Source organism: Frankia casuarinae (genome assembly GCF_000013345.1).
Classification (GTDB): Bacteria; Actinomycetota; Actinomycetes; order Frankiales; family Frankiaceae; genus Frankia; species Frankia casuarinae.
Map to the genome: position 1 here is coordinate 4429289 of NC_007777.1, position 16637 is coordinate 4445925.

At 70.4% G+C, this 16637-nt stretch carries 20 protein-coding genes; 6 read left to right on the forward strand and 14 right to left on the reverse strand.

The features are described 5' to 3' along the window. Positions 1–81 precede the first annotated feature (81 nt). From FRANCCI3_RS18655 to FRANCCI3_RS18675, 5 genes are all read right to left on the reverse strand, one after another. On the reverse strand, positions 82–1956 hold the full coding sequence (locus FRANCCI3_RS18655; RefSeq protein WP_011438070.1) for a 3-hydroxyacyl-CoA dehydrogenase family protein: 1875 nt from the start codon (positions 1954–1956) through the stop codon (positions 82–84). A gap of 212 nt (positions 1957–2168) precedes the next feature. Next, complete coding sequence (gene nucS / locus FRANCCI3_RS18660; RefSeq protein WP_011438071.1) at positions 2169–2831, reverse strand: endonuclease NucS; 663 nt, start codon at positions 2829–2831, stop codon at positions 2169–2171. A 75-nt stretch (positions 2832–2906) separates the two neighbouring features. Continuing rightward, positions 2907–3455, reverse strand: a complete 549-nt coding sequence (locus FRANCCI3_RS18665) for an HD domain-containing protein (RefSeq protein WP_011438072.1) — start codon at positions 3453–3455, stop codon at positions 2907–2909. Between the two features lie 68 nt (positions 3456–3523). After that, positions 3524–4174, reverse strand: coding sequence for a hypothetical protein (locus FRANCCI3_RS18670; RefSeq protein WP_011438073.1), 651 nt, complete (start codon positions 4172–4174; stop codon positions 3524–3526). A gap of 225 nt (positions 4175–4399) precedes the next feature. Next, complete coding sequence (locus tag FRANCCI3_RS18675) at positions 4400–4765, reverse strand: STAS domain-containing protein (protein WP_011438074.1); 366 nt, start codon at positions 4763–4765, stop codon at positions 4400–4402. A 316-nt stretch (positions 4766–5081) separates the two neighbouring features. Between FRANCCI3_RS18675 and FRANCCI3_RS18680 the strand changes: the two genes are divergently transcribed. After that, positions 5082–5468 carry a hypothetical protein gene (locus tag FRANCCI3_RS18680; RefSeq protein WP_011438075.1) on the forward strand — a complete coding sequence of 129 codons (387 nt, stop codon included), beginning with the start codon at positions 5082–5084 and terminating at the stop codon, positions 5466–5468. Positions 5469–5528: 60 nt separating this feature from the next. Here the strand turns inward: FRANCCI3_RS18680 and murA are convergent, their stop codons facing one another. After that, a complete protein-coding gene (gene murA / locus FRANCCI3_RS18685) occupies positions 5529–6803 on the reverse strand; it encodes a UDP-N-acetylglucosamine 1-carboxyvinyltransferase (RefSeq protein WP_235463138.1) in 1275 nt (424 codons plus the stop codon). Between the two features lie 79 nt (positions 6804–6882). Further along, positions 6883–7317 carry an NUDIX hydrolase gene (locus tag FRANCCI3_RS18690; protein ID WP_011438077.1) on the reverse strand — a complete coding sequence of 145 codons (435 nt, stop codon included), beginning with the start codon at positions 7315–7317 and terminating at the stop codon, positions 6883–6885. Between the two features lie 35 nt (positions 7318–7352). On the opposite strand from FRANCCI3_RS18690, the gene FRANCCI3_RS18695 reads away from it, so the two are divergent. From FRANCCI3_RS18695 to FRANCCI3_RS18715, 5 genes are all read left to right on the forward strand, one after another. Beyond that, positions 7353–8339 carry a hypothetical protein gene (locus FRANCCI3_RS18695; protein WP_011438078.1) on the forward strand — a complete coding sequence of 329 codons (987 nt, stop codon included), beginning with the start codon at positions 7353–7355 and terminating at the stop codon, positions 8337–8339. Positions 8340–8358: 19 nt separating this feature from the next. After that, positions 8359–9183 carry a protein phosphatase 2C domain-containing protein gene (locus tag FRANCCI3_RS18700; protein WP_011438079.1) on the forward strand — a complete coding sequence of 275 codons (825 nt, stop codon included), beginning with the start codon at positions 8359–8361 and terminating at the stop codon, positions 9181–9183. A 41-nt stretch (positions 9184–9224) separates the two neighbouring features. Next, entirely contained in the window at positions 9225–9797 is a 573-nt protein-coding gene (locus FRANCCI3_RS18705; RefSeq protein WP_011438080.1) for a cob(I)yrinic acid a,c-diamide adenosyltransferase, read from the forward strand. A gap of 76 nt (positions 9798–9873) precedes the next feature. Continuing rightward, positions 9874–10158 (forward strand): hypothetical protein, encoded by a 285-nt coding sequence (locus tag FRANCCI3_RS18710; RefSeq protein WP_235187116.1) that lies wholly within the window; start codon positions 9874–9876, stop codon positions 10156–10158. Next, positions 10122–10259, forward strand: coding sequence for a hypothetical protein (locus FRANCCI3_RS18715; protein WP_232235120.1), 138 nt, complete (start codon positions 10122–10124; stop codon positions 10257–10259). The genes FRANCCI3_RS18710 and FRANCCI3_RS18715 overlap by 37 nt, the downstream gene beginning before the upstream one ends. Before the next feature lie 77 nt (positions 10260–10336). Here the strand turns inward: FRANCCI3_RS18715 and FRANCCI3_RS18720 are convergent, their stop codons facing one another. From FRANCCI3_RS18720 to FRANCCI3_RS18750, 7 genes are all read right to left on the reverse strand, one after another. After that, on the reverse strand, positions 10337–10594 hold the full coding sequence (locus tag FRANCCI3_RS18720; protein WP_011438082.1) for a F0F1 ATP synthase subunit epsilon: 258 nt from the start codon (positions 10592–10594) through the stop codon (positions 10337–10339). Further along, on the reverse strand, positions 10594–12033 hold the full coding sequence (atpD, locus tag FRANCCI3_RS18725; RefSeq protein WP_011438083.1) for a F0F1 ATP synthase subunit beta: 1440 nt from the start codon (positions 12031–12033) through the stop codon (positions 10594–10596). The genes FRANCCI3_RS18720 and atpD overlap by 1 nt, the downstream gene beginning before the upstream one ends. A 194-nt stretch (positions 12034–12227) precedes the next feature. Continuing rightward, positions 12228–13124, reverse strand: coding sequence for a F0F1 ATP synthase subunit gamma (locus FRANCCI3_RS18730; RefSeq protein ID WP_011438084.1), 897 nt, complete (start codon positions 13122–13124; stop codon positions 12228–12230). A 3-nt stretch (positions 13125–13127) separates the two neighbouring features. Next, positions 13128–14786: a F0F1 ATP synthase subunit alpha gene (gene atpA / locus FRANCCI3_RS18735; RefSeq protein WP_011438085.1), complete on the reverse strand. Its 1659-nt coding sequence runs from the start codon at positions 14784–14786 to the stop codon at positions 13128–13130. A 116-nt stretch (positions 14787–14902) separates the two neighbouring features. Continuing rightward, a complete protein-coding gene (locus tag FRANCCI3_RS18740) occupies positions 14903–15733 on the reverse strand; it encodes a F0F1 ATP synthase subunit delta (protein WP_011438086.1) in 831 nt (276 codons plus the stop codon). Positions 15734–15735: 2 nt separating this feature from the next. Next, positions 15736–16326: a F0F1 ATP synthase subunit B gene (locus FRANCCI3_RS18745; protein ID WP_011438087.1), complete on the reverse strand. Its 591-nt coding sequence runs from the start codon at positions 16324–16326 to the stop codon at positions 15736–15738. 15 nt (positions 16327–16341) lie between these two features. Further along, positions 16342–16578, reverse strand: a complete 237-nt coding sequence (locus FRANCCI3_RS18750; RefSeq protein WP_011438088.1) for an ATP synthase subunit C — start codon at positions 16576–16578, stop codon at positions 16342–16344. Positions 16579–16637 lie beyond the last annotated feature (59 nt).

Below are 16637 nucleotides of genomic sequence, written 5' to 3' on the forward strand. Positions count from 1 at the left end.
CGAATCGGGATTTCCCGCCGACCGTCGACATCCTAGTCCGCGCGGACAGAAGCGATCTTGTTCTCGGCGTGACGGGTGGGCTCAGCGCGGCGGGTGGTCGAGGAACCCCCGGCCGGTCTTGCGTCCCAGGAACCCAGCCCGGACCAGCTGTTCGAGCAGGGGTGCCGGGGCGTAGCCGGGCTCGCGGAACTGCGCGTACAACGAGCGCGTGATCGCGAGCGTGACATCGAGGCCGACGACGTCGGCGAGCGCGAAGGGGCCCAGCGGATGGCCGCAACCGACCGTCATCGCCGTGTCAACGTCCTCGATCGTCGCATAGTGCGCCTGGAGCATCTTCACTGCGTCGTTGAGATAGGGAAACAGCAGCGCGTTGACGATGAACCCCGCCCGGTCGGCGCAGAGCACCGGATGCCGCCCGGCCGCTCGGGACAGCGCCAGGACCGTGGCTGTCACGTCGTCGCCGGTGAGAACCGTGGGCACCACCTCGATCAGCTTCATCGCCGGGGCCGGGTTGAACCAGTGCATACCGATGACGTCCCGCGGCCGGCTGGTGGCCATGGCGCACTCGATGACCGGCAACGAGGACGTGGTGGTCGCCAGCACGGCGCCGGGCGCCGCGATCTTGTCCAGGTCGGCGAACAGCTCCCGCTTCACCGCCAGGTCCTCCACCACCGCCTCAAGCAGCAGCTCGCAGTGGCCGAGCTCACCCAGATCGGTCGTGCCGCGCACCCGGGCCAGAGCCGCCAGCCGGTCGGCGTCGGACAGCCGCCCCCTGGCCACCGACGCCGCCAACGACGACTCGATCTTCGCGAGGGTGGCGGCGAGGGTGCGCTCGCTCCGGGCCCGCAGGAGGACGTCGTGCCCGGACCGGGCCAGCACCTCCGCGATGCCACCCGCCATCGTGCCGCTCCCCACGACGCCGACCGAGCGCACCGGGCGGCCCCGCCCCAGGCGGTCGGCGAGCGGATCGACCGCGTCGACCACCTCGGAGGAGTCCGGTGCCGCGTAGGTGTAGAAACCACGACCGGTCTTGCGGCCGAGCAGGCCCGCGCGCACGAGCTGGCTCAGCAGCGGTGCCGGAGCGTGCAGGTGGTCACGGGACTGCCGGTACATCGAGTTGAGAATCTCGTGGGCGGCGTCCAGACCGATCAGATCGAGCAGGGCGAGCGGGCCCATCGGATGCCCGCACCCGAGCCGCATGGCCGCGTCAATGTCCTCCCGGGCCGCATACCGGGCCTCGAGCATGCGCACGGCGTTGTTGAGATAACCGAACAGCAGCGCGTTGACGATGAAGCCCGCCCGGTCCTCCGCGACGACCGCGGTCTTCCCCACGTCGTTGACCAGGCCGATCACCCCGGCCAGCACGGTCGGGTCGGTGACGACCGTGCGTACGACCTCCACCAGGCGCATCACCGGCGCCGGATTGAACCAGTGGGTGCCGAGCACCCGTTCCGGGCGGGCGGTGCCCGCCGCGAGTTCCGTTACCGACAGGGAGCTGGTGTTCGTCAGGAAGACGGTGGCCGGGGGGCAGATCTCGTCGAGTCGGGCGAAAAGCGCCTGTTTGGCGCTCATTCGTTCGTCGATCGCCTCGATCACCAGCTCGCAGTCGGCGACCGCCGCGAGCTCGGTGCCGAGACGCATGCGGGCCAGCACGGCCTCCCTGGTCGCGTCGTCGAGCTTGCCGTGGCGGCCCGCGCGGTCGAGGGAGTGCTCGACCCGGGCCCGGCTGCGGGCGAGCGCGTCGGCGTCACGCGCGATGCCGACGACCTCCAGACCGGCCTTCGCCAGCACCTCGGCGATGCCCGCGCCCATGGTGCCGAGCCCCACCACCCCGACCCGGCGGTGTCTCACCGCCTCGTCCCGGCTGTTCTCCGGCTTCTTCTCCTGGTTCGCGTTCTCCTGGTTCGCGGCCGGCCCCGTTCCCGATGTGGTTCCCGATACGGGCCTCTCGATCATGCCCAGGCTCCTCTACTTCGGCGCACGGGCCCCGGGCGACGGGTGGGCGTCGCGGGCCGGGCGGTGTCAGACGGCGAACGCCGCGATCCTCCCATATTCTCGAGACGCCGGCCCATGATCGCACTACGGGAACGGACCGGCCGCCGGACGGGGAAGCCGGACGGGCGGCCGTCGCAGGTTCGGCGGACCGGGCAGGCTCGGCGGAATCGCTTTCAGAAAAGCGTCGGAATGGACGGTTCGAGGCCCCGCAGCTCGTCATAGTCGACGACGGCGCAGCCCAGCCCCCGGTCCGCCGCCAGCAGCCGCGCCTGCGGGGTGATGGACTGCGCCGCGAGGATGCCGCGCACGGGATGCGGCAACGCCGGGTCGGCCTCCAGGCGGACAAGGTAACGGGTCAGCTGCTCCACCCCGTCGATCTCACCCCTGCGTTTGATCTCGACGGCGACCGTCGAGCCGTCCGCGTCGCGGCACAGCAGGTCGACCGGCCCGATGCCGGTCTCGTACTCGCGGCGCACCAGGGTGAGTCCGGGCGCGATCGCGTCGGGCCGGTCGGCGAGCAGCACCTGCAGATGCGCCTCCACCCCGTCCTTGCGCAGACCCGGGTCGACGCCGAGGTCGTGCGTGGAATCGTGCAGCACCTGTTCGAGGGTGATGACGAGCTGCTCGGCCGCGCGGTTGGTGACCCGCCAGACCCCGTCCGCCTCGGCGATGACGCACGGGGGACTCATCCAGTTGAGCGGCTTGTACGCTCGCCCGTCGGCGTGGATGGAGACGGATCCGTCCGCCTTGACGAGTACCAACCGGACGGCGCTCGGCAGATGTGCGGTGAGCCGACCGACGTAGTCCACGCTGCAGCGAGCGATGACGAGCCGCATGACGTCACGCTATCGCGGCCGTTTCCGGCGCCCGGCGGCGGTGGGACCGCCGCGCACCGGGCGATCGCCTGACGATCACCCGACATCGCCGCCGCGAGCCGCCACGAGGTCGTCCAGAATCCGGCATCGATCCACGTACCGGGCCGACAACCGGGCGGCGTCCTCGGGCGGCAACCGCCTCAGCCTGGCCGGATCGGCGTTGTCCTGTATGTCGGCCCGTTTCACGACGACGGCAAGCGGATCGGCGGCCACCCGGGCGAGATAGTCGGGCACCGGCTCGCCCTCCCGATGGGACAGCGCGTCGACCGCCGCGACGACCGGGGCCGGATAGCCCGCGGCCACGAGATCCGCGAGGGTGGTCTCGCTGTCCTCGACGACGTCGTGCAACACCGCCGCGAGCTGGGCGGCGTGGGCGTCCACCCCGGCGGTGGGAGCCGTGCGCGCGACTGCCGCCATCACGCGCAGCGGATGGCCGATGTACTCCTCACCGACCTTGTCCAGCTGACCGGCGTGCGCCCGGGTGGCCAGGGCGACGGCGTCGTGCAGGGTGGGCGTCGCGGCGCGGTGCGGACCGTCCGCCTCGCCATGACCGGGCCGCGCGTCGTCAATCCTGGTTGAGGGCACAGACCGACCGTACGACGTCGAGGGTGCCCCGGGCTGTCAAGGGTACCCCGGGCCCATGGCGGTGCAGGTCACCCGGTGCAGGGCGGCGGGGAGACCTTCCACAGGGTGATCAGAGCGCTCGGAAGCACATCACAGGCCCGCGGGCCGTTGCGGACGATCGTCCAGGGCCCGGCTCCGATCCGCCGCCACACGTGCGGGTCGACCGGCGGCGTGGCCGGCCCTTGGACCTCGATGCGACCGATCGCCCAGTACTCGTCGTGCGCCGCGTCAACGCCCTCGACGGCGCCGAAGTACATCCCGTTCACGATCGTCACCTGCCGGGCGGAGATGGTGGAAGCACCCCCGGCCGCCTTGATCGAGTCGGCGACCGTCCACGACAGCGCGAGCCGCAGGGCATCCGGATCAGGCTCGTCGAGGACCCGCATCTGATGGGCCGTGCCCGGTCGGCGGGCGCCCTCCCACGGGGCGGTCCGCAGCGCGGGGGTCAGCTCCGGGGCGGGCGAGGTGGCGGTCCGAGGCGCATGCACGGTGCCGGACTGCCGGTCCGCGGTCACGTAGCCGATGGCCACGCCGAGCAGGACCGCGACCACGAACGCCACCGGGACCAGGACCGACCGGTACTCGCGCACCCCGGCCAGCCCGGCGGATCGCGCGCTCCGATCGCCGACGGCATTCACCCGCGCGGGCACCTCCACGTCCTGCACGCCTCCGTCCGGCATCACACCCTGCCAAGAGCCGGGCCCGTCACCCGAAAGCAGTACCCGATCAGCAGGTACCCGGCAAGCATGCCGCATCGCGTGTCCGCCCGGCACACGGGCGCGCCTGACATGACGGTGCGCAGCCACCCTGGTTCGTTCCGCTCCGGGCTCCGTCCCGATCGGGACGGAGCCCCTCCTGGCGGGCCTAGGTGGTGGTCGAACGGATGAGCCGCCCGGGCAACCCGCTCAGGCGTGGCCGACGTGCACCAGGTCGGCGGCCTCCTCGAACCGCAGCAACCCACCCAGCCGGTCCGCGACGAGCAGGCGTTCAAGCGGGCTCGGCACATCGACCAGCACCATCGAGCGGCCAGCGGCACGGGCTCGGCGAGCGCCGCCAAGCAGCACCCCCAGCGCGGCATGATCGCCGAGCTCCAGGCCCGCGACGTCAACGCGCAGCGGCCCGCTCCCATTGTCGATCGCCGCGTGCAGCAGGCTGCGTAGTGTCCCCACCGTCCGCACATCCACCCGGCCAACCACGCGGGCCGTCTGCGCGCAGCCGGCCCGCGTGTCCCCGGAGCACTCCAGACTCAACACGTTCACGCCGATGTTCATGTGATCTCCCGTCCCGGCCGTCCGGCGCCCCCGCTGTCGTGACGCCGTTGCTACCAGCTATCCGCGCCGATCGCGGGTAGCACTCAGGTGCGGCTCGCCCCGGGCGGACCGCGACGTACCCCCTCGTCTCCATCGAACTGTCGTCGTTCGGCCACAGAGAGGTCGGGCCGGTTACCTCAATGGTGGCAGCGGTTGACGGGCGATGTTTCCTCTGTCGGATTCCGTGGAGGTGTCGAGGCCCGGATCCAGGTCCGTCGCGAGGATGTCTGGGACGATGCAAGGTGGCGTCGAAGAGCGGCACGATCGGAGGTGCGGGATGCCCGCAACGGCCGGGGCACTTCTCCTCGAGCCGCTGATCGCGCTGCTGGCCGTCGGCCTGCTGATGGCGATCGGGCGCTGGGCCCATGCTCCGGCACGGCCGCGGCCGGCCGGTTCCGTCCCCGGCCACGACTTCGGTCTGCTCGTCCCGGTGGCCACCGTGGACACCCCCGCCGAGATCACTCGGCTCCGCGCGGCGCTGTGGGCGCGGGGTATCCGCTCGACCTGGGCCACGGCACCGGCCGGTCCGATTCGCATCGACGCCGCCGGGAACATCATCGCCCGGCCGCGGGACCGCCGCCACGTGCTCGTGTTCGGCACGGACGCGAACCGAGCCGCCCGTGCCCTCGTGAACCTGCTCGGCTCGCGCCAGTCGCCCACCTGACCCCGCCGGCCGGGCCGGCGGGGTCACGATGCCAGCGGGATCAGGCCGATGCCGGTGAAATCAGGCTACGGCGCGGTCGGAGACCCGGCGGATGTCGGCGCCGAGGTCCGTCATGTTCTCGACAAACCGGGCGTATCCCCGGTCGATGTGGTGGACGTCGCTTACCTCGGTGACGCCGTCCGCAACCAGGCCGGCGAGCACGAGACCCGCGCCGGCCCGCACGTCGGAGGCCGTCACCCGGGTGCCGGACAGCCGCGCGGTGGGCCGGACGATGACGTGGTGGCCGTCCGTACGCAGGTCGGCGCCGAGTTTGTGCAGCTCGCGGCAGAAGGCGAACCGGCTGTCGAAGATGTTCTCGGTGATCAGGGAGGTACCCCGGCTAACCGACTCCAACGCGATGATCTGCGGCAGCAGATCAGTCGGAAAGCCGGGGTACGGCAGCGTCACCACGTCGATCGACCGGGGTTGTCCCCGTCCGACGACCCGGAATCCGTCGTCCCGGACGTCGACCTCGGCACCGGCCTGCACCAGCTTCTCTAGGACGATGCTGAGGTGGGCGGCCTGACCGTGCCGGATCAGCACGTCGCCACCGGTCATCAGGGCGCCGATGGCGTACGTGCCGGCGACGATGCGGTCCGCCACCGTCCGGTGTTCCACCGAGGTGAGCTGGTCGACCCCGTCGATGATCAGTGTCGACGATCCCGCGCCGTCGATACGCCCGCCCATCGCCGTCAGCATCGCGCACAGGTCGGCAATCTCGGGTTCCTGGGCGGCATTGTCGATCACCGTCGTCCCCTTGGCGAGAACCCCGGCCATCAACAGGTTCTCGGTGGCGCCCACGCTGGGGAAGTCGAGCCAGATCGAGGCTCCCTGCAGCCTGCCGGAGCAGCGCGCGACGAGGACTCCGGACTCGACGTCAACCAGCGCACCGAGTTTGGTCAGGCCGTTGACATGAATGTCGAGCGCGCGCGATCCGATCGCGTCCCCACCGGGCAGGGCGACCCGCGCCTCCCCACGGCGGGCGACCAGCGGACCGAGCACCGCCACCGACGCCCTGATCTGCCGCACCAGCTCACCATCGGCCGCGACGCCCGGAGCCTGGGGCACCTCAATGCTCAGCCGCCCGCCGGCGGCGTCCCGCTCGACGGTCGCACCGAGCCCCGCCAGCACCTTGGACATCACCGACACGTCCAGGATGTCAGGAACGGCGGACAGCATCGTCCGGCCCGCGGCCAGCAGGCTCGCGGCCATCAGCTTCAATACCGAGTTCTTCGCGCCCGGGACGGCGACCTCGCCGGCCAGCCGGGTACCGCCTGTCACAACGAAGCGCTCCACGAACCTCGATGCTAGGTCCTGGCCTGAAGATCTTCACCGCCACCCGCCGGACCGACCGGCGCAACCCTGCGCGGTCGCCTCATTCCGCTGCGTCGGACGGAAGGACGGACACCCCGTCGTGGGTGCGGATAAACGGCTCGAGCCGTCCGGCCACCGCGTCCGCCACCCGGATTGCGAAAGCCGGCACAAACCGCGTACGGACCTCGTCGATCGACAACCAGCTGACCTCCGTCGCCTCCGCGGTGTCGGAAGCGATGACGCCGGTCGGATGGTGGCAGAGAAACACCATGGCAACCACGCCTAGGGGCATGTTGAGGTACACCCCGGTCAGGCGGACGGGTTCGACGACCGCACCCGTCTCCTCCTCGACCTCACGGCGCAGCCCGGTGTGCAGGGTCTCACCGCGTTCGAGCACCCCACCCGGGATCTGCCAGGCGCCGATGTCCCGGCGGCGGATGCATAGAATCAACCCTTTTTCGTTGAGTGTCACTCCGGCTACGCTCACCGAATGCATATGCGAAACGTACCAATTGCCACGCGGAAGTCCAAGTGAACGGCGGCCTTTCTCAGCGGCTGGCGGAACTGCCCCCAGAGACCGACCCGGGGTTCGGCTCGGCCGCGCGGGCGTTGTTGACCGGGCCCGACGCGACCGACGAGGCCCTCACCGCGGCAGTCGAGAACCCCAATCTAGCGGAGCAGACGCGCTTCAACGCGTTCTACTGCCTGCAGGCTCGGGCCTGGCGCCGCAAGGACCATCGCCGCCATCGGGCCAACACCGATCGATACCAGGCCCGGTTCGGTCGGCATCCGATGTTCTTCTTCATGCAGGCCGAGTATTACGCCTCTCTCGACGGCGATCCGGCAAATCTCGACGCGGCGCTCACGTTCGCGCTCGAGGCGGTGGACCGGCTCGGCGGCGTGCCTGGCGTGCTGCATCTCGCCGCCGAGATTATCGCGGACCGCCACGAACGGGACCCCGACAACGATCCACGCCTACTGCTCGACGCTGAGCGGCACGTCCGGCAGGCCATCGCGCTCAGCGACGGGCATTATGCGCGCTATCATGCCACCCACGCGCGCATCGCGACCCTGCGAGGGGCGTTCGCGTCCGCGCGGGCCAGCATCGCCCGCGCGATCGAGGACGAGGACAGTACGGGCGCCGAATACGCGCTTCGCATCGGCGACTACCAGCTCATCCGGTCCAGGATCCAATACGCGCAGGAGGCTGAGCGGCTGAGCGCACGCCAAGAGGAGGCTTCCCGCGAGCTGCAGCAGATCCGGAGTCAGGTCCTGGAGATCATGGGGTTACTCGCGGCAGTGATCGCCTTCATCACCACCGCCGCGAACGTCGCTGCGGGGCAGCCGGCCCGACCGGCCGCCGGCCTTCTCACGCTCGCTGGCGGCGTGACGTTGCTCGTCTTCTGGGGCTTTCACGTCCTGCTCGTGGGGACCGAACCGGCCCGGCGTCGGGTCGTCGCGGCGGTCGTCGGGACGATACTCGTGGTGGCGGGGTTTCTCATGACGGAGTTCTCATGACCACGGTGGGGGCCAACGGGTGCGTGTGCTGCGGTCCATCAGCCGGTCGGACAAGCTCCACAATGAGGATGCCGCCGGTTCCCGCGCCGATGGCCTGTGGGTGATCGACGGAGCGACGCCGCTGCACGACGATCCGACGATCAGCGGCCGGTCCTCGGCGGCCTGGCTGAGCGGCGCGGCCGACGCCTTCCTCGCCACGGTCCCCTGGCGGGATAGATCCCTGCCCGAGGTGGTGCGGGAGCTGATCGCACATGTCCGCGCCGAGGGACGGCGCCTGGGGCTCGCCGCGGGTCGGTTCCCGACCGCCACGATCGCCCTCGCCCGGCAACGGGGCCCGCTACTCGATCTGTACCTCCTCGGGGACAGCCCGGTGCTGCTCCGTCATCCCGGCGGGGAGGTGGTCAGTTTCACCGATCCCCAGTTCGATGGGGTCGAAGAGGCGCTGCTCGAACCGGTCCGCGCCGAGCTGGCACGCGGCATCGATGTCGCGCAGGCCTACGGACGGGCACACACGATGACCCGCGAACGCCGCCGGCAGCGCAACACCGCGGCCGGGTCCTGGATCCTCGGTGACGTCACCGCTGCCGCCGACCACGCGTTCGTCACCACCATGCCGGTGGAACCCGGCACGGAGCTGGTGGCGCTGTCCGACGGCTACGCCCGGGCCGTCCGTCCCTTCAGCCTGGTCGCCGACGACGCGGCCCTTGTCGACGTGCTCGCCCGCGGCGAACAGGCCATACTGCTGGAACGGCTGCGGGCGGCGGAACGGGCCGACCCGGACTGCTCGCGGTTCCCCCGGTTCGGGATGAGCGACGACGCGACCGCGCTCTACGCCCGGATCTGACAACCCGGCCGCGCGGTCAACGACTGCCTAGAGTGGTCCCCATGGCAGTGCACCTGACTCGGATCTACACCCGCACCGGGGATGACGGTACGACGGCGCTGGGCGACATGTCGCGGGTGGCGAAGACCGATCCGCGGCTGGCCGCCTATGCCGACGTGGATGAGGCGAACGCCGCGATCGGCGTGGCCCTCGCCCTCGGCGGGCTTCCCGACGAGCTGCGGGCGGTGCTCGGCCAGGTCCAGAACGACCTCTTCGACGTCGGCGCGGATCTGTGCACCCCGGTCGACCCGGCGCCGGCCTACCCACCCCTGCGGATCACCGAGGCCTACGTGGAACGGCTCGAGGAGGCGTGTGACCGTTTCAACGCCGGCCTGCCGAAGCTGGCCTCCTTCATTCTTCCGGGAGGGACTGCCGGGGCGGCGCTGCTGCATGTCGCCCGCACGGTCGCCCGCCGGGCGGAACGGTCCGTCTGGGCCCTCCTCGAGGCCGAGCCGGACCGCACCGGCCCGCTGCCGGCCCGCTATCTCAACCGACTGTCGGACCTGCTGTTCATCCTCGCCCGGGTGGCGAACCCCGAGGGGGACGTGCTCTGGCGCCCGGGGGCGCACGCCTGAGACCCGCTCGATACCCGAGGGTCGCCAAGCCAGTCAACCGAATTGATGACTGACGATCATGAGTACCACGGTGCGCGTGAGGTACAGGACGCGGCAACGGGTCGCGGCCATGGCCGCGACCACCGGCCAGCAGATGCAGACGATCATCGGCCAGGCCGGCGAGGCCTACGAGCGCGAGCTGTTCTGGCGCGGCTTCGAGGAGGGGTACGACCGCCTCGCGACCGACTCGCTCGCCTGGGACGAGCTCGGTGCCGAGCGCTCCGCCGAGGCGGGGGGCGCTGCGGGCTGCCCTCCCACGTCGAGCTCGCGCCCGGCGGCACCGGTCTGCGCGAGACAAGCTACGCGAAGGTCGAGGACGTGAAATCGGTGTCCCAGCAGCGCTTTGGTCGCCGGCTCGGCGTCGTGGGTCCCGATCATCTGCTGCGGATGACCGAGGCCCTGCAGTTTCTGATGGGCCTGTAGGGCCCTGTCGCGACCTGTGACGTGACGCGAAAGACGCGTCCCCCGATGCGGAGAACGCGCCCTTGGCCGCGGGAAACTCAGGTCAGCTTCGCGGTCTCGGCGAGGATGCTGACACCCTGGTGTGTCACCGAGATGAAGCCGCCGTCCACCGAGGCCGAGATCTCCCGGCCACCGGTCTTGACCCGGACCGTTCCGCCCGGCGCCAGCAGACCCAGCAGCGGCACATGGCCGGGCAGCACGCCGAGATCACCGTCGGTGGTCCGGGCGACGACCATGTCGGCGTCGCCGGACCACACCTCCTGCTCGGGCGAGACAATCGCCACCCGGATCGGCATTACAGGTTCTCCGCGTTCTTCTCCGCGTCCTCGATGCCACCGCACATGAAGAACGCCTGCTCCGGCAGGTGGTCGAAGTCGCCCTGGGTGAGCCGCTTGAACGAGTCGATCGTCTCGTCGAGCGGGACGAACTTGCCGGGGATGCCGGTGAACTGCTCGGCCACGAAGAACGGCTGCGACAGGAACCGCTGGATCCGCCGCGCCCGGTTGACGAGAATCTTGTCCTCTTCGGAGAGCTCATCGATACCGAGGATGGCGATGATGTCCTGCAGGTCCTTGTAGCGCTGCAGGATCCGCTGCACCTCACGGGCCGTGTCGTAGTGCTCCTGCCCGAGATAGCGCGCGTCCAGGATCCGGGAGTTGGAGTCGAGCGGGCTCACCGCCGGGTAGATACCCAGGTCGGAGATGGCCCGGTCGAGCACGGTGGTGGCGTCGAGGTGGGTGAACGTCGTCGCCGGCGCCGGGTCGGTCAGGTCGTCCGCGGGCACGTAGATGGCCTGCAGCGAGGTGATCGAGTGGCCCCGGGTCGAGGTGATGCGCTCCTGGAGCACACCCATCTCGTCGGCCAGCGTCGGCTGGTAGCCGACGGCGCTGGGCATCCGGCCGAGCAGCGTGGAGACCTCGGATCCGGCCTGGGTGAACCGGAAGATGTTGTCGATGAACAGCAGCACGTCCTGCTTCTGGACGTCCCGGAAGTACTCGGCCATCGTGAGCGCGCCGAGCGCGACCCGCAGCCGGGTACCCGGCGGCTCGTCCATCTGGCCGAACACCAGCGCGGTGTCCTCGATGACGCCGGCCTCGGTCATCTCCAGGAACAGGTCGTTGCCCTCACGGGTACGCTCGCCGACCCCGGCGAACACCGAGACGCCACCGAACTCCTTGGCGACCCGGCGGATCATCTCCTGGATGATGACGGTCTTGCCGACGCCGGCACCGCCGAACAGGCCGATCTTCCCGCCGCGCACGTACGGCGCGAGCAGGTCGATGACCTTGATGCCGGTGGTGAACATCTCGGTCTTCGACTCGAGCTGGTCGAACGCCGGCGCCGACCGGTGGATCGGCCAGTACGTCTCGGCCTCGATCTGCTTCACGTCGAGCGGCGTGCCAAGCACGTTGAACACGTGGCCCTTGGTGGCGTCGCCGACCGGGACCGAGATCGGCGCGCCGGTGTCGTGGACGGGCGCGCCCCGGACGAGACCGTCGGTCTGCTGCATGGAGATGGCCCGCACGGTGTTGTCACCGATGTGCTGGGCGACCTCGAGCGTCAGCGTCAGCGTCTCGTCGCCGATGGTCCGGTCGACCTGCAGTGCCTGGTAGATCTCGGGGAGTTCGTCGGGAGCGAACTCCACGTCGACAACCGGTCCGATGACTCGGGCGACCCGGCCGATCCCCGGGGTCCGGCCCGGTGCCGTGGCCGGCGAGCTGGTGGTGACGGTCATGGCGTCCTCAGTTTCCGATCAATGCCCGCCGCCGCAGCCTCGGGCTCGCGTTCGCTGGCACCTGGGACGGAACGGCCCGCGTCGCGCGCGCTCCGCCTTCGGCGTCGTCCTTCACGTTCTGTTGTCGTCGCTGTCCTCATCGGTTCCGGTCACACGAGTCCGGCCACACGAGTGTGAACCGCCGCCCACCCATATCAGGTTCCCGAAGCCAGAGCGTTGGCGCCACCGACGATCTCGGAGATCTCCTGAGTAATGGCGTCCTGTCGGGCCCGGTTGGCCTGCCGGGTGTATCTCTTGATGAGGTCCTCGGCGTTGTCCGTAGCCGACTTCATGGCCCGCTGTCGCGCCGCCGACTCCGACGCCGCCGACTCGAGCAGCGCCGCATAGAGCCGGCTTTCCACGTAGCGCGGCAGCAACGCGTCGAGCACCCCCTCGGCGGAGGGCTCGAACTCATACTGGGGCAGCGGACCGCCACGCGGCGGTTCGTCGGTCTCGGTGAGCACCATCGGCAGCAACCGGCGGGCGACCGGCGTCTGGGTGATGGCGCTGACGTACTCCGTGTGGACCACGTGGATCTCGTCCACCCCGCCGTTCTCGCTCGTGGCGATGAAGGCCGCGATGAGCGCGTCCGCGACCGACTTGGCGTCCGCGTACGACGGCTGTTCGGAGAAACCGGTGTACTCGCCGCTCATCGCACGTCCCCGGAAGCGGTAGTAGCCCGTTCCCTTGCGGCCCACGACGTGCAGGTCGGTCTCCTTGCCCTCCGAATGCAGCAGCTCGATGAGCTCCCCGGTGCGCCGCAGCGCGTTCGAGCTGTACCCGCCGGCCAACCCCCGGTCGCTGGTGATCACCACGACCGCGGCCCGGGCCGCCCCGGGCCGCTCGGTGGTGAGCGGATGGTCGATCGTGGTCTGCGCCGCGACCGCCTCGATCACCCGGGTGATCTCCTCGGCATAGGGGCGGGCCGCGGCGACCCGCGCCCGCGCCTTGGCGATGCGGGAAGCCGCGATCAGCTCCATCGCTCGGGTGATCTTCTTCGTCGACTGCACCGACCGGATGCGCCGCCGGTACTCACGAAGCTGGCCCGCCATGGATCAGCCCTCGTCGTCTTTGCGCGCCGCGGGCCGGTGCACCGGGATCGACTCCTGCCGCACCAGCCCCGGGTCGAGCGGGCTCGGCGCCGGCTCGTTGACCAACGGCTTGCCGTCGGACAGCGTGAACTGCTTCTTGAACTCCGCGACGGCCGACTCCAGCATGGCGATCGTGTCGTCGCTGAGCTTGCCGGTGGTCACGATCGCGTCGTACACCCCCGGGTAAGACCGGCCGACGAAGTCCAGGAACTCCGACTCGAAGCGACGGATGTCCGCCACGGGCACATCGTCGAGCTTGCCGGTGGTTCCGGCCCAGATCGACACGACCTGGCGCTCGACCGGGAAGGGCTGGCCCTGCGGCTGCTTGAGCAGCTCGACCAGGCGGGCGCCGCGCGCGAGCTGGTCCCGCGAGGCCTTGTCCAGGTCGGAACCGAAGGCCGAGAACGCCTCGAGCTCGCGGTACTGGGCGAGGTCCAGCCGCAGGCGGCCGGCGACCGACTTCATCGCCTTAACCTGCGCGCTACCGCCGACCCGGGACACCGAGGTGCCGACGTTGATGGCCGGGCGGACACCCTGGTTGAACAGGTCGGACTCCAGGAAGACCTGCCCGTCGGTGATCGAGATGACGTTCGTCGGGATGTAGGCCGAGATGTCGTTGGCCTTCGTCTCGATGATCGGCAGTCCGGTCAGCGAGCCGCCGCCGAGCTCGTCGGAGAGCTTGGCGCAGCGCTCCAGCAGGCGGGAGTGCAGGTAGAAGACGTCACCCGGGTAGGCCTCGCGGCCCGGCGGACGGCGCAGCAGCAGCGAGATCGCGCGGTAGGCCTCGGCCTGCTTGGTCAGGTCGTCAAAGACGATCAGCGCGTGCTGGCCGTTGTACATCCAGTGCTGGGCGATCGCCGAGCCGGTGTAGGGCGCGATGTACTTGAAGCCCGCCGGCTCGTCAGCCGGCGCCGCCACGATCGTGGTGTAGGCCAGCGCGCCGGCCTCCTCCAGAGAGTTCACCACCTCGCGGATTGTCGACTTCTTCTGGCCGATCGCCACGTAGACGCACTTGACCTGCTTCGACGGATCACCAGAGGTCCAGTTGTCCCGCTGGTTGATGATCGCGTCGATGGCCACCGTCGTCTTGCCGGTCTGCCGGTCGCCGATGATCAGCTGGCGCTGACCACGGCCGATGGCCGTCATCGCGTCGATCGCCTTGATACCGGTCTGCAGGGGTTCCTTCACCGGCTGGCGCTGGACGACCGTCGGCGCCTGCAGCTCCAGCTCCCGGGATCCCTCGGCCACGATCTCCCCGAGGCCGTCGATCGGCCGCCCGAGCGGGTCGACGACCCGGCCGAGGAAGCCGTCACCGACGGGAGCGGAGAGGATCTGGCCGGTGCGGCGGACCTCCTGCCCCTCCTCGATGTTCTCGGATTCACCCAGGATGACGGTTCCGATCTCGCCGACCTCGAGGTTCAGCGCGAGACCCAGCACACCGCCGTGGAACTCCAGCAGCTCGTTGGTCATCGTGTGCGGGAGACCCTCGACCCGGGCGATGCCGTCACCGGTGACGACGACCCGGCCGACCTCCTCACGGCCGGCTGAGGTGGCCTGGAAAGAGTCGACGTACTCCCGCAGGGCGTCGCGGATCTCCTCCGGCCGGATGGAGAGCTCAGTCATCGCTTACGTCCTTCGTCCTTCATTGCGGGCAGGGCAGGTCGCCCCGGGTCGGGATGCGGGTCCGCGGTGGTCGCGGCGACGGGGACCGTCACGATCATCGTGGTCACGGTCGCCGCCTATCGGAGCAGGGCCCGGCGGGCGGCGACGAACCGGCGCAGCACGCTGCCGTCCACCACCTCGCCGCCGACCTGGACCACGACACCACCCAGGATGTCGGGGTCGAGATCGACCTGCAGCTGGATCTGGCGGCCAAAGTACCGGCTGATCGCCGCACCCAGACGGGCGACGACTTCGCTACTCAGCGGAACCGCCGTACGGACGATCGCCACCACCCGACCCCGGCGGGCCGCGGCGATCCGGCTGAACTCGGCCAGCCGGCGCTCGACGTCGCCGTGGATCCGGTCGGCCGCCGCCTGCTGGACCAGGCGCACGGTGACCGGGTGCGCCCGGCCGGCGAGCAGCCGGGTGAGCAGCCTGTCCTTGACTGCCGCCGGCGCGGCCGGGTCGGTCAGCGCGAGCGCGAGCGGAGCGTTCTGGTCGAGGATCCGGCCGAACCGGAACAGCTCGTCCTCGACCTCCTCCAGCGCCCCGTCCCGCTCCGCCTCGACGAGCAGCGCCTCGACGCTCAGTTCGAGCAGCGCGTACTGCAGATCGAACGGCCGCGACCAGCGCGCCCCGACCGCCGTGTGCACGATCCGCAGGCTCGCCGGGGCGAGCTGAGTTCCGAACAGCCGGGTGACCAGCTCCGTGCGCGCGGCCACGGGTGCCCCCGGGTCGGTGAGGGCGCGGCGCACGGCCGGCTCCCGGGCGAGGAGCTCGGCGACGGCCCGGAGGTCCTCGGCGATCCGCCCGGCGTCCACCGGGCGGGGCGCGCCCGGTGCCGTCGCGGTTGCCTCGTCGAGCGTCGCCCGCGCGGCCGCCAAGCCGTGCCTGCTGGCTCCCTCCACCGTCAGCCTCCCGGCCTGACCGGTGCGGCCACGGTACCGACGCCCTCGGCCGAGTTGTCAAGCGCTGCGATGAAGTCGTCGATCAGCCGGTTCTGCGTGGCGCTGCTCTCCAGCTGGAATCCGACGATCTTCGAGGCCAGATCGACCGCGATCTCACCGACCTCCCGGCGGACCTGGGCGACGATCTGCGCCCGGTCGGCCGCGAGCTGGGCGTCCGCCCGGGCCTTGATCTCGGCGATCTCGCGCTGCGCCGCGGCGCGGAGTTCCTCGGTGATCTGCCGGCCCTCGCTGTGCGCCTCCTCGCGGATGCGCGCGGCCTCGGTCCGAGCCTCGGCCAGCTGGGCGCGGTACTGCTCCAGCAGGGCCTGCGCCTCGCGTTGCGCCGCCTCGGCGCGGGCGAGCCCGCCCTCGATCCGCTCGGTGCGCTGCGCGTAGGTCCTGGCGATCTGCGGCCTGATCTTCCAGAAGAAGAAGGCCACGAGCAAGGCGAACGACAACGTTCCGATGAGCAGTTCACTCAGCGGCGGGATCAGAACGTTCTCGTCGGAGTGCCCGCTCTCGGCGGCGGCGATAAGGATGGATGTCGCGCTCATGATTGCCCCGCCGGTTTACGGGAAGACGAAGGGAACGACGAAGCCGATGAGCGCGAGGGCTTCGGCGAGGGCGAAGCCGATGAGCATGTACCGGAAGGCGACCTGCTCGGCCTCGGGCTGGCGGGCGATCGCCTGGACGCCCAGGCCGAAGATGAGACCGATACCGATACCGGGACCGATGGCGGCGAGGCCGTAGGCGACGGCGCCCAGGCTTCCGCTCACAGCGTCCTTGGCGGCGAGAATGTCTGCCATTGCGGTGCTTTTCCTATTCAGTCGGGCACCGGGACTCGCCGGTGCTGGAAGGGTGTGTC

What these genes read in the sequence shown, in the direction of transcription:
- FRANCCI3_RS18655 (WP_011438070.1), bottom strand. Translation starts at nt 1,956, where the DNA reads ATGATCGAGAGGCCCGTATCGGGAACCACATCGGGAACGGGGCCGGCC.
- nucS (WP_011438071.1), bottom strand. Translation starts at nt 2,831, where the DNA reads ATGCGGCTCGTCATCGCTCGCTGCAGCGTGGACTACGTCGGTCGGCTC.
- FRANCCI3_RS18670 (WP_011438073.1), bottom strand. Translation starts at nt 4,174, where the DNA reads ATGCCGGACGGAGGCGTGCAGGACGTGGAGGTGCCCGCGCGGGTGAAT.
- FRANCCI3_RS18675 (WP_011438074.1), bottom strand. Translation starts at nt 4,765, where the DNA reads ATGAACATCGGCGTGAACGTGTTGAGTCTGGAGTGCTCCGGGGACACG.
- FRANCCI3_RS18680 (WP_011438075.1), top strand. Translation starts at nt 5,082, where the DNA reads ATGCCCGCAACGGCCGGGGCACTTCTCCTCGAGCCGCTGATCGCGCTG.
- FRANCCI3_RS18690 (WP_011438077.1), bottom strand. Translation starts at nt 7,317, where the DNA reads ATGCATTCGGTGAGCGTAGCCGGAGTGACACTCAACGAAAAAGGGTTG.
- FRANCCI3_RS18705 (WP_011438080.1), top strand. Translation starts at nt 9,225, where the DNA reads ATGGCAGTGCACCTGACTCGGATCTACACCCGCACCGGGGATGACGGT.
- FRANCCI3_RS18720 (WP_011438082.1), bottom strand. Translation starts at nt 10,594, where the DNA reads ATGCCGATCCGGGTGGCGATTGTCTCGCCCGAGCAGGAGGTGTGGTCC.
- atpD (WP_011438083.1), bottom strand. Translation starts at nt 12,033, where the DNA reads ATGACCGTCACCACCAGCTCGCCGGCCACGGCACCGGGCCGGACCCCG.
- FRANCCI3_RS18730 (WP_011438084.1), bottom strand. Translation starts at nt 13,124, where the DNA reads ATGGCGGGCCAGCTTCGTGAGTACCGGCGGCGCATCCGGTCGGTGCAG.
- atpA (WP_011438085.1), bottom strand. Translation starts at nt 14,786, where the DNA reads ATGACTGAGCTCTCCATCCGGCCGGAGGAGATCCGCGACGCCCTGCGG.
- FRANCCI3_RS18745 (WP_011438087.1), bottom strand. Translation starts at nt 16,326, where the DNA reads ATGAGCGCGACATCCATCCTTATCGCCGCCGCCGAGAGCGGGCACTCC.
- FRANCCI3_RS18750 (WP_011438088.1), bottom strand. Translation starts at nt 16,578, where the DNA reads ATGGCAGACATTCTCGCCGCCAAGGACGCTGTGAGCGGAAGCCTGGGC.